The organism is Streptomyces sp. NPDC005962 (assembly GCF_040629205.1).
Taxonomy (GTDB): domain Bacteria; phylum Actinomycetota; class Actinomycetes; order Streptomycetales; family Streptomycetaceae; genus Streptomyces.
Genome location: NZ_JBEXVE010000005.1, coordinates 319,693 through 333,366 on the forward strand (window position 1 = coordinate 319,693; position 13,674 = coordinate 333,366).

The 13,674-nt window shown below is 70.1% G+C and carries 9 protein-coding genes; 7 read left to right on the plus strand and 2 right to left on the minus strand.

Annotated elements, in window-relative coordinates; genetic code table 11:
• Positions 1 to 70 precede the first annotated feature (70 nt).
• Positions 71 to 3,034 carry a SpoIIE family protein phosphatase gene (locus tag ABZ370_RS11750; RefSeq protein ID WP_358619254.1) on the plus strand — a complete coding sequence of 988 codons (2,964 nt, stop codon included), beginning with the start codon at positions 71 to 73 and terminating at the stop codon, positions 3,032 to 3,034.
• A gap of 68 nt (positions 3,035 to 3,102) precedes the next feature.
• On the opposite strand, the gene ABZ370_RS11755 is transcribed toward ABZ370_RS11750, so the two are convergent.
• Positions 3,103 to 5,367, minus strand: coding sequence for a (Fe-S)-binding protein (locus ABZ370_RS11755; protein ID WP_358619255.1), 2,265 nt, complete (start codon positions 5,365 to 5,367; stop codon positions 3,103 to 3,105).
• Between the two features lie 272 nt (positions 5,368 to 5,639).
• Here ABZ370_RS11755 and dnaK point away from each other — a divergent pair, with 272 nt between their 5' ends.
• The 5 genes from dnaK to ABZ370_RS11780 all read left to right on the plus strand — a co-directional run bounded on the left by dnaK (position 5,640) and on the right by ABZ370_RS11780 (position 10,383).
• Positions 5,640 to 7,511: a molecular chaperone DnaK gene (gene dnaK / locus ABZ370_RS11760; RefSeq protein ID WP_358619257.1), complete on the plus strand. Its 1,872-nt coding sequence runs from the start codon at positions 5,640 to 5,642 to the stop codon at positions 7,509 to 7,511.
• The gene (gene grpE / locus ABZ370_RS11765) at positions 7,508 to 8,167 is read left to right on the plus strand and encodes a nucleotide exchange factor GrpE (protein ID WP_358619258.1); all 660 of its coding nucleotides are present in this window, start codon (positions 7,508 to 7,510) and stop codon (positions 8,165 to 8,167) included. The genes dnaK and grpE overlap by 4 nt, the downstream gene beginning before the upstream one ends.
• Before the next feature lie 63 nt (positions 8,168 to 8,230).
• Positions 8,231 to 9,418, plus strand: a complete 1,188-nt coding sequence (gene dnaJ, locus ABZ370_RS11770) for a molecular chaperone DnaJ (protein WP_358619259.1) — start codon at positions 8,231 to 8,233, stop codon at positions 9,416 to 9,418.
• Between the two features lie 4 nt (positions 9,419 to 9,422).
• A complete protein-coding gene (locus ABZ370_RS11775; RefSeq protein WP_358619260.1) occupies positions 9,423 to 9,908 on the plus strand; it encodes a helix-turn-helix domain-containing protein in 486 nt (161 codons plus the stop codon).
• Between the two features lie 103 nt (positions 9,909 to 10,011).
• Positions 10,012 to 10,383 (plus strand): cupin domain-containing protein, encoded by a 372-nt coding sequence (locus ABZ370_RS11780; RefSeq protein WP_358619261.1) that lies wholly within the window; start codon positions 10,012 to 10,014, stop codon positions 10,381 to 10,383.
• A gap of 65 nt (positions 10,384 to 10,448) precedes the next feature.
• On the opposite strand, the gene ABZ370_RS11785 is transcribed toward ABZ370_RS11780, so the two are convergent.
• Positions 10,449 to 10,886, minus strand: a complete 438-nt coding sequence (locus tag ABZ370_RS11785) for a pyridoxamine 5'-phosphate oxidase family protein (RefSeq protein ID WP_358619262.1) — start codon at positions 10,884 to 10,886, stop codon at positions 10,449 to 10,451.
• 123 nt (positions 10,887 to 11,009) lie between these two features.
• Here ABZ370_RS11785 and clpB point away from each other — a divergent pair, with 123 nt between their 5' ends.
• A complete protein-coding gene (gene clpB, locus ABZ370_RS11790; protein WP_358619264.1) occupies positions 11,010 to 13,604 on the plus strand; it encodes an ATP-dependent chaperone ClpB in 2,595 nt (864 codons plus the stop codon).
• Positions 13,605 to 13,674 lie beyond the last annotated feature (70 nt).

The window sequence follows — 13,674 nt, forward strand, 5'->3', positions numbered from 1 at the left end:
CGGGAGTGGCCGGCCGGCAGCGGCGGATGCCGCTCGCCCGCCACAGCACGAGGGTGCTAGAAATAACGACATGGCCGGACTTTTCGGTCGATCACGGGTTCCCTTGGCCCGGACCGTGACCGAGTGGCGGAATCAGCGCGGCCATCAGGGCCCCCGCCGCCGGAATGCCCGCGAGCCGAACGGGCACGACCCCACCGTGCACGACACCGAGGGGCACCAGACGTACCAGGCACACCAGGCGCGGCAGACGCACCAGGCACACCCGACCCGGCGGGCGCGCGAGCGGTACGAGGGGCGCGGCCTCCTGGGGCGCGGGCGGCCGCGCCGCCGCACGGCGCGTGGTGTGCGTACGGTCGCGGGCCAGGTGTTCGTCCTCCAAGTGGGCGTCGTGCTGCTGCTCGTCGTCGCCGCCGTGGTGGCGCTCGTCCTGCAGTCCCGGTACGACAGCGAGCGCGAGGCCCGCAACCGCTCGGCGGCCGTCGCCGAGAGCTTCGCGAACGCCCCGGGCCTGGCCGCCGCGCTGCGCGGCCCCGACCCGACCGCCGCGCTGCAGCCGCTCGCCGAGCGGGCCCGCAAGGGTTCGGGCGTCGACTTCGTCGTGGTCATGTCGCCGCACGGAATCCGCTACACCCACCCCAATCCGAACCGGATCGGGAAGCACTTCATGGGCAGCATCGAGGGCGCGGTGAAGGGCCGGACCGTCACGGAGACCTTCACCGGCACGCTCGGCCTCTCCGTGCGCTCCGTGGTGCCCGTCTTCGACCACCGCGGGAAGGTCGTGGGCCTGGTCTCGGCCGGGATCACGATCAAGAAGGTGAGCGGCGCGGCCAACCACCAGCTGCCGCTGCTCTTCGGCGCCGCCGCGGCCGCGCTCGTCCTGGCCACGGTGGGAACGGCGCTGGTCACCGGGCGGCTGCGGCGTCAGACCCACGGTCTGGACCCGGCCGAGATGACGCGGATGTACGAGCACCACGACGCGGTGCTGCACGCCGTGCGGGAGGGCGTGCTGATCGTCAGTGGTGACGGACGGCTGGTGCTGGCCAACGACGAGGCGCGCCGCCTCTTCGCCCTGCCAGCGGACGCGGAGGGCCGTCTCGTCGCCGAGCTGGGCTTCGATCCGTACACGGCCGAGCTGCTGGTGTCCGGGCGCCCGGCCACCGACGAGGTGCATACGGCCGGGGAGCGGCTGCTGTCGGTCAGCCACCGCCCCACCGACCGGAACGGCGGCCCGCCCGGCAGCGTCGCCACCCTGCGCGACACCACCGAGCTGCGCGCGCTGTCCGGCAAGGTCGATCTGGCGCGCAACCGCCTGAAGCTGCTCTACGACGCGGGCGTGTCCATCGGCACCACGCTGGACGTGGTGCGCACCGCGCAGGAGCTGGCGGAGTACGCGGTGGCCCGGTTCGCCGACTACGTCTCCGTCGACCTCGCGGACTCCGTCCTGCGCGGCGAGGAGCCGCAGGAGGGCGCCGCCGGTACGACGGGGGGCGGGGGGAGCGCGGACGGCCGCCCCACGCCCCTGCGGCGTACGGCGCTCAGCGGCATCCGGGACGACGTGCCGCTCTACCCGCTCGGCAAGCTGATCCGGTTCACCCCGAACGCGCCCCAGGCCCGGGGCTTCCGCACCGGCGCCGTCACGGTCGTCCCGGTGCTGAGCGACCACGGGGGCTGGCAGGAGCAGGACCCCGACCAGGCCCGGAAGATCGTCGACTGTGGCATCCACTCGATGATCACGGTCCCGCTGCGGGCCCGGGGCGTGGTGCTGGGCGTGGCCAGTTTTATGCGCGCGGAGAAGCCCGAGCCGTTCGAAGAGGACGACATCTCGCTCGCCGAGGAGCTGGTCACCCGGGCCGCCGTCAGCATCGACAACGCCCGGCGCTACACCCGCGAGCACACCATGGCCGTCACCCTGCAGCGCAGTCTGCTGCCGCGGGTGCTGCCCGAGCAGAACGCGCTCGACGTGGCGTACCGCTATCTGCCCGCCGAATCCGGCGTCGGCGGTGACTGGTTCGACGTGATCCCGCTGCCGGGTGCGCGGGTGGCGCTGGTGGTGGGTGACGTCGTGGGGCATGGGCTGCACGCGGCGGCGACGATGGGGCGGCTGCGGACGGCGGTGCACAACTTCTCCACCCTCGACCTGCCGCCGGACGAGATCCTGTCCCATCTGGACGACCTGATCGCCCGCATCGACCAGGACGAGGTCCACAGCGCCCTCGCGGACGGCGACGGCGGCGGTGAGGTGATCATCGGGGCCACCTGTCTGTACGCGATCTACGACCCGGTGACGCGGCGCTGCACCATGGCGCGGGCCGGTCATCCGCCGCCCGCGGTGGTGAGCCCGGACGGCTCGGTGGAGCTGCTCCAGGATCTGCCCGTGGGCCCGCCGCTGGGCCTGGGCGGGCTGCCGTTCGAGACGGCCGAGCTGGTGCTGCCCGAGGGCAGCCAGCTGGTGCTGTACACGGACGGGCTGATCGAGAAGCGCGACCGGGACATCGAGACGGGTCTGGAGATGCTGGGCGACGCCCTGGCCCACCCCGGGCGCACCCCCGAGCAGGCTTGTACGGCGGTGCTGGACGCGCTGCTGCCCGAGCGCCCCAGCGATGACGTGGCGCTGATCGTCGCCCGTACGAGGGTCCTGGAGCCGGACCGGATCGCCGACTGGGAGGTGGCGTCCGACCCGGCCCAGGTCGCCGAGACACGGGCGGCGGTGGCTCGGCAGCTCGCGGAGTGGGAGCTGGGGGACGTGGCGTTCACGACCGAGCTGATCCTCAGCGAGCTGATCACCAACGCGATCCGCTACGCCACCGGCCCGATCCGGGTGCGGCTGCTGTGCGACCGCAGCCTGATCTGCGAGGTGTCCGACACCAGCAGCACCTCGCCGCATCTGCGGTACGCGGCGACGACGGACGAGGGCGGCCGCGGGCTGTTCCTGGTCTCGCAGTTCGCCGACCGGTGGGGGACGCGGTACACGGCGGAGGGCAAGGTCATCTGGACGGAGCAGACGCTGCCCAAGAACGGTAAGCCGAAGGCGTAAGCGGTACGAAGCGAGGCCCGCCCGCGCGGAAGGTGCGCGGGCGGGCCTCGTCATGTCGGTGCGGCGGGTTACTTCACCGGCGCGGGCTCCGGGGCCTCGGCCGACTCGCCGTCACCTTCCGGCTCGGCGGGGGTCCTCACCGAGTCGAGCAGCAGCTGCGCCACGTCCACGACCTGGAGCGCCTCGCTCACCTTGCCGTCGTTCTTTTTGCCGTTGATCGAGTCCGTCAGCATGACCAGGCAGAACGGGCAGGCGGTGGAGACGATGTCCGGGTTGAGCGAGAGGGCCTCGTCGACGCGCTCGTTGTTGATGCGCTTGCCGATCCGCTCCTCCATCCACATCCGGGCGCCGCCCGCACCGCAGCAGAAGCCGCGCTCCTTGTGGCGGTGCATCTCCTCGTTCCGCAGGCCCGGCACCTTGGCGATGATCTCGCGCGGCGGGGTGTAGACCTTGTTGTGGCGGCCCAGGTAGCAGGGGTCGTGGTAGGTGATCAGACCCTCGACCGGGGTGACGGGGATCAGCTTGCCCTCGTCGATGAGGTGCTGGAGCAGCTGGGTGTGGTGGATGACCTCGAAGTGGCCGCCCAGCTGCGGGTATTCGTTCGCGATGGTGTTGAAGCAGTGCGGGCAGGTCGCGACGATCTTCTTCTTCGCCTTCTCGACCACGACGCCCTCGTCAGCATCCTCACCGAAGGCCATATTGAGCATCTCGACGTTCTGCTGACCGAGCTGCTGGAAGAGGAATTCGTTGCCCAGGCGGCGGGCCGAGTCACCGGTGCACGCCTCGTCGCCGCCCATGATCGCGAACTTGACGCCCGCGATGTGCAGCAGCTCCGCGAAGGCCTTGGTGGTCTTCTTGGCGCGGTCCTCCAGGGCACCGGCGCAGCCGACCCAGTACAGGTACTCGACCTCGGTCAGGTCCTCGATGTCCTTGCCGACGACCGGAACCTCGAACTCGACTTCCTTGGTCCACGCCAGGCGCTGCTTCTTGGCCAGCCCCCAGGGGTTGCCCTTCTTCTCCAGGTTCTTGAGCATCGTCCCGGCCTCGCTGGGGAAGGACGACTCGATCATGACCTGGTAGCGGCGCATGTCGACGATGTGGTCGATGTGCTCGATGTCGACCGGGCACTGCTCGACGCAGGCGCCGCAGGTGGTGCAGGACCACAGGACGTCCGGGTCGATGACGCCATTCTCCTCAAGGGTGCCGATCAGCGGGCGCTCGGCTTCGGCGAGCGCGCTCGCGGGTACGTCCTTGAGCTGCTCCTCGGTGGCCTTCTCCTCGCCTTCGGCGTCCTTGCCGCCGCCCGCGAGCAAGTACGGGGCCTTGGCGTGCGCGTGGTCGCGCAGGGACATGATCAGCAGCTTGGGGGAGAGCGGCTTGCCGGTGTTCCAGGCGGGGCACTGCGACTGGCAGCGGCCGCATTCGGTGCAGGTGGAGAAGTCGAGGATGCCCTTCCAGGAGAAGTGCTCGATCTGCGAGACGCCGAACTGGGCGTCCTCGTCCGGGTCCTCGAAGTCGATCGGCACGCCCTCGCTGACCATCGGCTGGAGTGCGCCGAGGGCGACATCACCGTCGGCCTCACGCTTGAACCAGATGTTCGGGAAGGCCAGGAAGCGGTGCCAGGCCACGCCCATGTCGGTCTTGAGGGAGACCACGATCATCCAGATGAACGACGTCGCGATCTTGATCATGGCGACAAGGTAGGTGAGGTTCTGGATGGTGCCGAGGCTCAGCCCCTTGAGGGCGGCGATCAGCGGGTACGAGGCGAAGAAGCCGATCTCGTAGTGGTCCACGCCGTGCTGGACGCCCTCCAGGGCGCGCAGCGTCATGATCGACATGCCGACGATGAGGATGACGGCCTCGACGAAGTAGGCCTGGCCGATGTTGGAACCGGCGAAGCGGGACTTGCGGCCCGCGCCGTCGGGCCGGTTCAGCTGCCGGATGACGATCAGGGTGAGGATGCCGAGCGTCGTCAGCAGGCCGATGGCCTCGGTGAAGATCTCCCACGGCAGCCAGTCGCCGATCACCGGCAGCAGCCAGTCGGCCTGGAAGAGCTGGCCGATGGCGTTGACGATCGTCAGCAGCAGGGAGAAGAAGCCCACGGCGACGAACCAGTGCGCCACACCGACGATGCCCCAGCGGTTCATCCGGGTGTGCCCGAGGAACTCCTTGACCACCGTGACCGTGCGCCCGGCCGGGTCATCCGTCCGGGTGCCTGCCGGGACGGGCGAACCGAGCCGTACGAAGCGGTAGATCTGCAGGATGGCACGGCCGAACAGGGCGACGCCGACCGCGATGAGGACCAGCGACACGATGATCGCGGCGAGTTGCATAAGGGCTCCTCGAACCTGCGAGAGCGGGAATTACTAAGCGGTAACTTATTGTGTTCTACCGAGATTACCCGGCCGGGCGTACGCCCATGTAGCCGACCGGCCGGTGATCTGCGTCGCTCGCCCGGCCCCGCCGCTGACCTCCTCGGATGCTCTCTTGATCATAAGACTCATATAAAAGTTGAGCGGCGACGACTCATGTCTGTTGACAGCGAAAAGCGGATCATGCACGCTTGAGCCTGTTCCACTCAATGCTGTAGCTGGAGGATTGCGAAATGGCACGTGCGGTCGGCATCGACCTGGGTACGACGAACTCCGTCGTCAGTGTTCTCGAAGGCGGTGAGCCCACCGTCATCACCAACGCCGAGGGCGCCAGGACCACGCCTTCCGTCGTCGCCTTCGCGAAGAACGGCGAGGTACTGGTCGGCGAGGTGGCCAAGCGCCAGGCGGTGACCAACGTCGACAGGACCATCCGGTCGGTCAAGCGCCACATGGGCACCGACTGGAAGGTCAACCTCGACAACAAGGACTTCAACCCGCAGCAGATGAGCGCCTTCATCCTGCAGAAGCTGAAGCGGGATGCGGAGGCGTACCTGGGCGAGAAGGTCGCGGACGCGGTCATCACCGTCCCGGCGTACTTCAACGACGCCGAGCGCCAGGCGACCAAGGAAGCCGGTGAGATCGCGGGCCTCAACGTCCTGCGTATCGTCAACGAGCCTACCGCCGCCGCGCTCGCCTACGGGCTGGAGAAGGACGACCAGACCATCCTGGTCTTCGACCTCGGCGGTGGCACCTTCGACGTCTCGCTGCTGGAGATCGGCGACGGCGTGGTGGAGGTCAAGGCCACCAACGGTGACAACCACCTCGGTGGTGACGACTGGGACCAGCGCGTCGTCGACCACCTGGTCAAGCAGTTCAACAACGCCAACGGCGTGGACCTGTCCAAGGACAAGATGGCCCTGCAGCGCCTCCGTGAGGCCGCTGAGAAGGCGAAGATCGAGCTGTCCAGCTCGACCGAGACCACCATCAACCTGCCCTACATCACGGCCTCCGCCGAGGGCCCGCTGCACCTGGACGAGAAGCTCAGCCGCTCGCAGTTCCAGCAGCTGACCTCGGACCTGCTGGAGCGCTGCAAGACCCCGTTCCAGAACGTCATCAAGGACGCGGGCATCTCGCTGTCCGAGATCGACCACGTGGTCCTGGTCGGCGGCTCGACCCGGATGCCCGCCGTCGCCGAGCTCGTCAAGGAGCTGACCGGCGGCAAGGACGCCAACAAGGGCGTCAACCCGGACGAGGTCGTCGCCATCGGCGCGTCCCTCCAGGCCGGTGTCCTCAAGGGTGAGGTCAAGGACGTCCTCCTGCTGGACGTCACCCCGCTGTCCCTCGGTATCGAGACCAAGGGCGGCATCATGACCAAGCTGATCGAGCGCAACACGACCATTCCGACCAAGCGCTCGGAGATCTTCACGACGGCCGAGGACAACCAGCCGTCCGTGCAGATCCAGGTCTACCAGGGCGAGCGCGAGATCGCCGCGTACAACAAGAAGCTCGGGATGTTCGAGCTGACCGGCCTGCCGCCGGCCCCGCGCGGGGTGCCGCAGATCGAGGTCACCTTCGACATCGACGCGAACGGCATCATGCACGTCGCGGCGAAGGACCTGGGCACCGGCAAGGAGCAGAAGATGACCGTCACCGGCGGCTCCGCGCTGCCGAAGGACGACATCGACCGCATGATGCGCGAGGCCGACCAGTACGCGGAGGAGGACCACAAGCGCCGCGAGGCCGCCGAGACCCGCAACCAGGCCGAGCAGCTGGTCTACCAGACCGAGAAGTTCCTCAAGGACAACGAGGACAAGGTCCCGGGCGAGGTCAAGACCGAGGTCGAGGAATCGCTCACCGACCTCAAGGAGAAGCTCAAGGGCGAGGACACCGCCGAGATCCGCACCGCGACCGAGAAGGTCGCCGCGGTCAGCCAGAAGCTGGGCCAGGCGATGTACGCCAACACCGACGCCGCCGGTGCGGGCGAGGCCGGTGCCGCCGGTGCGGACGGTGCCGAGGGCGCCCAGGCCAAGGCCGACGACGACGTGGTCGACGCCGAGATCGTCGACGACGAGAAGGCCGACAAGGGCAAGGGTGGTGCCGCGTGACGGAGGAGACCCCGGGCTTCGAGGAGCAGCCCGAAGTCCCCTCCGAAGCCGCGCAAGCCCCTGACGACGCGGCGAAGGGCGCCGGGTCCGCCGACAAGGCGGGTCCGGGCGCCCCGGCCGGGGACATGGAACAGGTAGCCATTCAGGCGCAGCTGGACCAGGTGCGTACCGCCCTCAACGAGCGGACGGCCGACCTCCAGCGAATCCAGGCCGAGTACCAGAACTACCGGCGCCGGGTCGAGCGGGACCGGGTGCAGGTCAAGGAGGTCGCGGTCGCGAACCTCCTGACCGAGCTGCTTCCGGTGCTCGACGACATCGGCCGGGCGCGTGAGCACGGCGAACTCGTCGGCGGCTTCAAGTCCGTCGCCGAATCGCTGGAGACGGTGGCGGCGAAGCTGGGCCTGCAGCAGTTCGGCAAGGAGGGCGAGCCCTTCGACCCGCTGGTGCACGAGGCGCTCATGCACTCGTACGCGCCGGATGTCACCGAGACGACGTGCGTGCAGATTCTCCAGCCGGGGTATCGAATCGGCGAACGAACGATTCGCCCGGCGCGGGTCGCGGTCGCCGAGCCCCAGCCGGGTGCCTCGCCCAAGGGCCCGGGCGAAGGCGACGGCACGGCGCCGGACGAGGAGAGCGGTGGCCCGGAAGAGGGCTGACGCGACGGTGACTGCGGGAACAGCGGGAATATCAGGAATACCGAGAGAGGAGGGACGTCGGGGATGAGCACCAAGGACTTCGTCGAGAAGGACTACTACAAGGTTCTCGGCGTCCCCAAGGACGCCACCGAGGCGGAGATCAAGAAGGCGTACCGGAAGCTCGCCCGCGAGTACCACCCGGACGCCAACAAGGGCGACGCCAAGGCCGAGGAGCGCTTCAAGGAGATCTCCGAGGCGAACGACATCCTCGGCGACCCCAAGCGGCGCAAGGAGTACGACGACGCCCGCTCCCTGTTCGGCAACGGGGGCTTCCGCCCCGGGCCGGGCGGGGCGGGCTCCACCGGCAACTTCAACTTCGACCTGGGCGACCTCTTCGGCGGCGCCCAGGGCGGACCCGCCGGTGCGGGCGGCGCGGGCGGCTTCGGCGGCGGGCTCGGCGACGTGTTCGGCGGTCTCTTCAACCGCGGCGGGCCCACCCGGACCCAGCCGCGGCGCGGCCAGGACATCGAGTCCGAGGTGACGCTCAGCTTCACCGAGGCCGTCGAAGGGGCCACCGTTCCGCTGCGGATGTCCAGCCAGGCCCCGTGCAAGTCGTGCTCCGGCACCGGCGACAAGAACGGCACCCCGCGGGTCTGCCCGACCTGCGTCGGCACCGGGCAGGTCAGCCGGGGCGGCGGGGGCGGCTTCTCGCTCACCGACCCGTGCGTGGAATGCCGGGGCCGCGGTCTGATCGCGCAGGACCCGTGCGAGACCTGCAAGGGCAGCGGACGGGCCCGTTCCGCCCGCACCATGCAGGTCCGTATCCCCGCGGGCGTCAGCGACGGCCAGCGGATTCGGCTGCGCGGCAAGGGGGCCCCGGGCGAGACCGGCGGTCCGGCCGGTGACCTCTACGTCATCGTCCATGTGGACCCGCATCCGGTCTTCGGCCGCCGCGGCGACAACCTGACCGTCACCGTCCCGGTCACCCTTCCGGAGGCGGCGCTCGGCGGCGAGATCAAGGTCCCGACGCTGGGCGGCCCACCGGTCACCCTGAAGCTGCCGGCCGGTACGCCCAATGGCCGGACGATGCGCGCCCGCGGCAAGGGCGCGGTGCGCAAGGACGGCACCCGCGGCGACCTGCTGGTCACCGTCGAGGTGACGGTGCCGAAGGACCTCGGCGACTCGGCACGCGAGGCGCTGGAGTCCTACCGGGAGGCGACCGCGGGCGAGGACCCGCGGGCGGAGCTGTTCCAGGCCGCGAAGGGAGCATGATCCGATGGAGACGCACGGCCGAGGGGGCCTCGGAGGCAGGGGAACCGGCCGGTCCCGTAATCCGTACGAGCTGACCGACGAGTCCCCGGTGTACGTCATCTCGGTCGCCGCTCAGCTCTCCGGCCTGCATCCGCAGACCTTGCGTCAGTACGACCGCCTCGGTCTGGTCTCCCCGGACCGTACGCCCGGCCGCGGCCGGCGGTACTCCGCGCGCGACATCGACCTGCTGCGCCAGGTGCAGCAGCTGTCCCAGGACGAGGGCATCAACCTCGCGGGGATCAAGCGCATCATCGAGCTGGAGAACCAGGTCGCCGCGCTCCAGTCGCGCGTCGCCGAGCTCCAGTCGGCCGTCGAGGGCGCGGCCGCCGCCATGCAGCAGCGCGAGGCCCAGGTCCATGCCTCGTACCGCCGCGACCTGGTCCCCTACCAGGACGTCCAGCAGAGCAGCGCGCTGGTCGTCTGGCGGCCGAAGCCCAAGCGCAGGGACTAGCGTCTCCGTCGATCCAGATCGGCAGGCCCGGCGACCTCTTCAGGTCGCCGGGCTTCCCGCATGCCATGGGCGCACCATGGAGGTGTGGGAGGAGGTACCGCAGATGTTGGAGATCAAGACGCTGGAGACGCCGGATGAGCGGCGGGACTTCCCCGGCGGTCATCTGGAAACCCTGCACCTGACGGGGTACGACTTCGCCGTGGCCACCTTCGAACCGGGCTGGCGCTGGCGGGAGTCGGTCCGGCCGCTGGCCGGGACCCGGAGCTGCCAGGTCCGCCACACCGGGATCGTGATGAAGGGACGGATGCGGCTGCGCATGGACGACGGCGCCGAGGCCGAGGTGGGCCCCGGCGACGTGTACGTGGTGCCGCCCGGCCACGACGCGTGGGTGATCGGTGACGAGCCGGTGGTGGTGTACGACACCGGCGGGGAGATGGCCGAGGCCTACGCGCGGATGGAGCGGGCCGAAGCCTGAGCCGGGAGTTCCGTCGGGCAGCACCGTCGGGCAGCGGTCAGGAGCGGTGAGGCCGCGGGGATTCTTCAGGCGCGGCCCATCGCACGGGTGATCACGATCTCGATCAGGACGCGCCGGGGGTTGGGGCGGGGTGCGCGCTCGTAGCGTTCGGCGTAGCGGCGCTCGGCGTCGGCGATCAGCTCGGGTTCGGTGCGTACCCTCGCGATCCCCTCCAGCGTGGCCCACCGCTTGCCCGCCATCTGGCAGACGGCGACCCGCGCGCCGTCGCCCGGGTTGTCCGGGTCGCCTTGGCCGTCCGGGTCGCCCGCCGCTCTGACGTGGGCGACCTTACGGCTGTGGTCGCTCGCGATGACGCGGGCGAGCCCGGCTTCGGGGTCGTACGTGACGCCGACCGGGACGACGTGCGGGGTGCCGTCGGGGCGCAGGGTGGTCAGGGTGCACACATGGCGTTCGCGCCAGAAGGCGAGATACGCGGGGTCCGGGTTGCGTGGATCGAGGGCCATGGAGGGGAACCTATGGCCAGAACGCTGGCGGTAACACAGTTGAGTGGCATAGACTCAACTTTACGCATGTTGTGCAGGGCAGGATTCCGGGCCGCCGCCGCGCGATGAGGAGGAGCACAGGACGTGGACACCGAGCTGACCAACAAGAGCCGGGCGGCGCTGAGCGCGGCCAACGACCGGGCGGTGTCCGCCGGGCACGCCGATCTGACCCCGGCCCATCTGCTGCTCGCGCTGCTCCAGGGTCAGGACAACGAGAACGTCATGGATCTGCTGGCCGCCGTCGACACCGACGCGGCCGTCGTGCGGAACGGGGTCGAGCGGCTGCTCGCAGCCCTGCCCAGCGTGCAGGGCTCCACCGTGGCCCCGCCGCAGGCCAGCCGCGAACTGCAGGCGATCCTGGTGGACGCCGCGCAGCGGGCGAAGGACCTCGGCGACGATTACATCTCCACCGAGCACCTTCTGATCGGCACCGCCGCCAAGGGCGGTCAGGCCGGGGAGCTGCTCGACCAGCAGGGGGCGAGTGCCAAGGCGCTGCTCGCCGCGTTCGAGAAGGCCAGGGGTGGACAGCGGGTGACGACTCCCGATCCGGAGGGCACGTACAAGGCGCTGGAGAAGTTCGGCACGGACTTCACCGCCGCCGCGCGCGAGGGCAAGCTGGACCCGGTCATCGGCCGGGACCAGGAGATCCGGCGGGTGGTGCAGGTGCTCTCGCGGCGTACGAAGAACAACCCAGTGCTGATCGGCGACCCGGGCGTCGGCAAGACCGCCGTGGTGGAGGGGCTGGCCCAGCGCATCGTCAAGGGCGATGTGCCGGAGAGCCTGCGCGACAAGCGGCTGGTCGCGCTCGACCTGGGCGCGATGGTCGCGGGCGCGAAGTACCGCGGTGAGTTCGAGGAGCGGCTGAAGACCGTCCTCGCCGAGATCAAGTCCAGCGACGGCCAGATCATCACCTTCATCGACGAGCTGCACACCGTGGTCGGCGCGGGCGCCGGCGGCGACTCCGCGATGGACGCGGGCAACATGCTCAAGCCCATGCTGGCCCGCGGTGAGCTGCGCATGGTCGGCGCGACCACGCTGGACGAGTACCGCGAGCGGATCGAGAAGGACGCCGCGCTGGAGCGCCGCTTCCAGCAGGTGCTGGTCTCCGAGCCGAGCGTCGAGGACACCGTGGCGATCCTGCGCGGGCTCAAGGGCCGGTACGAGGCGCACCACAAGGTGCAGATCGCGGACGGCGCGCTGGTGGCCGCCGCGACCCTCTCCGACCGGTACATCACCTCCCGCTTCCTCCCCGACAAGGCCATCGACCTGGTCGACGAGGCCGCCTCCCGGCTCCGCATGGAGATCGACTCCTCACCCGTAGAGATCGACGAGCTCCAGCGCTCCGTCGACCGGATGAAGATGGAGGAGATGGCGCTCGCCAAGGAGACCGACGAGGCCAGCAAGCTGCGGCTGGAGAAGCTGCGCCGCGACCTCGCCGACAAGGAGGAGGAGCTGCGCGGCCTGACCGCCCGCTGGGAGAAGGAGAAGCAGGGCCTCAACCGGGTCGGTGAGCTGAAGGAGAAGCTGGACGAGCTGCGCGGCCAGGCCGAGCGCGCCCAGCGCGACGGCGACTTCGGCACCGCCTCCAAGCTGCTGTACGGGGAGATCCCGGCCCTGGAGCGGGAGCTGGCCGAGGCCTCGGAGGCCGAGGCGGAGGTGCAGCAGGAGGACCGCGGCACCATGGTCAAGGAGGAGGTCGGCCCGGACGATGTGGCCGATGTGGTCGCCTCCTGGACCGGCATCCCGGCGGGACGGCTGCTGGAGGGCGAGACCCAGAAGCTGCTGCGCATGGAGGACGAGCTGGGCAGGCGGCTGATCGGCCAGAGCGAGGCCGTACGGGCCGTCTCCGACGCCGTACGCAGGAGCCGGGCCGGGATCGCCGACCCGGACCGGCCCACCGGATCGTTTCTCTTCCTCGGCCCCACCGGCGTCGGCAAGACCGAGCTGGCCAAGGCGCTCGCCGACTTCCTCTTCGACGACGAGCGGGCCATGGTCCGCATCGACATGAGCGAGTACGGCGAGAAGCACAGCGTCGCCCGGCTGGTCGGCGCCCCGCCCGGCTACGTCGGCTACGAGGAGGGCGGCCAGCTCACCGAGGCGGTGCGCCGCCGCCCGTACAGCGTGGTGCTGCTGGACGAGGTGGAGAAGGCCCACCCCGAGGTCTTCGACATCCTGCTCCAGGTCCTCGACGACGGACGGCTCACCGACGGCCAGGGCCGGACGGTGGACTTCCGCAACACCATCCTGGTCCTCACCTCCAACCTGGGCAGCCAGTACCTGATGGACCCGCTGCTCGGCGAGGAGGAGAAGAAGCAGAGCGTCCTGGAGACGGTGCGCACCTCCTTCAAGCCGGAGTTCCTGAACCGGCTGGACGACCTGGTGGTCTTCTCCGCGCTCAGCCAGGACGAGCTGTCCCGCATCGCCGAGCTCCAGATCGCCGCGCTCGCCCGGCGCCTCGCCGAGCGGCGGCTGACCCTGGAAGTCACCCCGGAGGCCCTGGCCTGGCTCGCCGAGGAGGGCAACGACCCGGCGTACGGGGCCCGCCCGCTGCGCCGCCTGGTGCAGACCGCGATCGGCGACCGGCTGGCCAGGGAGATCCTCTCCGGCGAAGTGCGGGACGGCGACACGGTCCGGGTCGACCGGGCCGCCGACGGCCTCCTGGTGGGCCCGGCGCGGTGACCCGCGGGGGTCCGTCTTGATCGCGCAAAGGTCCGGTCAGGGTTGCACGGCGGGGGCGGGTGTGAGGGAG

Excerpts from the sequence above, each read along its gene's own strand:
- ABZ370_RS11775 (WP_358619260.1), top strand. The coding sequence starts at position 9,423 with ATGGAGACGCACGGCCGAGGGGGCCTCGGAGGCAGGGGAACCGGCCGG.
- ABZ370_RS11755 (WP_358619255.1), bottom strand. The coding sequence starts at position 5,367 with ATGCAACTCGCCGCGATCATCGTGTCGCTGGTCCTCATCGCGGTCGGC.
- dnaJ (WP_358619259.1), top strand. The coding sequence starts at position 8,231 with ATGAGCACCAAGGACTTCGTCGAGAAGGACTACTACAAGGTTCTCGGC.
- ABZ370_RS11780 (WP_358619261.1), top strand. The coding sequence starts at position 10,012 with ATGTTGGAGATCAAGACGCTGGAGACGCCGGATGAGCGGCGGGACTTC.
- ABZ370_RS11785 (WP_358619262.1), bottom strand. The coding sequence starts at position 10,886 with ATGGCCCTCGATCCACGCAACCCGGACCCCGCGTATCTCGCCTTCTGG.
- ABZ370_RS11750 (WP_358619254.1), top strand. The coding sequence starts at position 71 with ATGGCCGGACTTTTCGGTCGATCACGGGTTCCCTTGGCCCGGACCGTG.
- dnaK (WP_358619257.1), top strand. The coding sequence starts at position 5,640 with ATGGCACGTGCGGTCGGCATCGACCTGGGTACGACGAACTCCGTCGTC.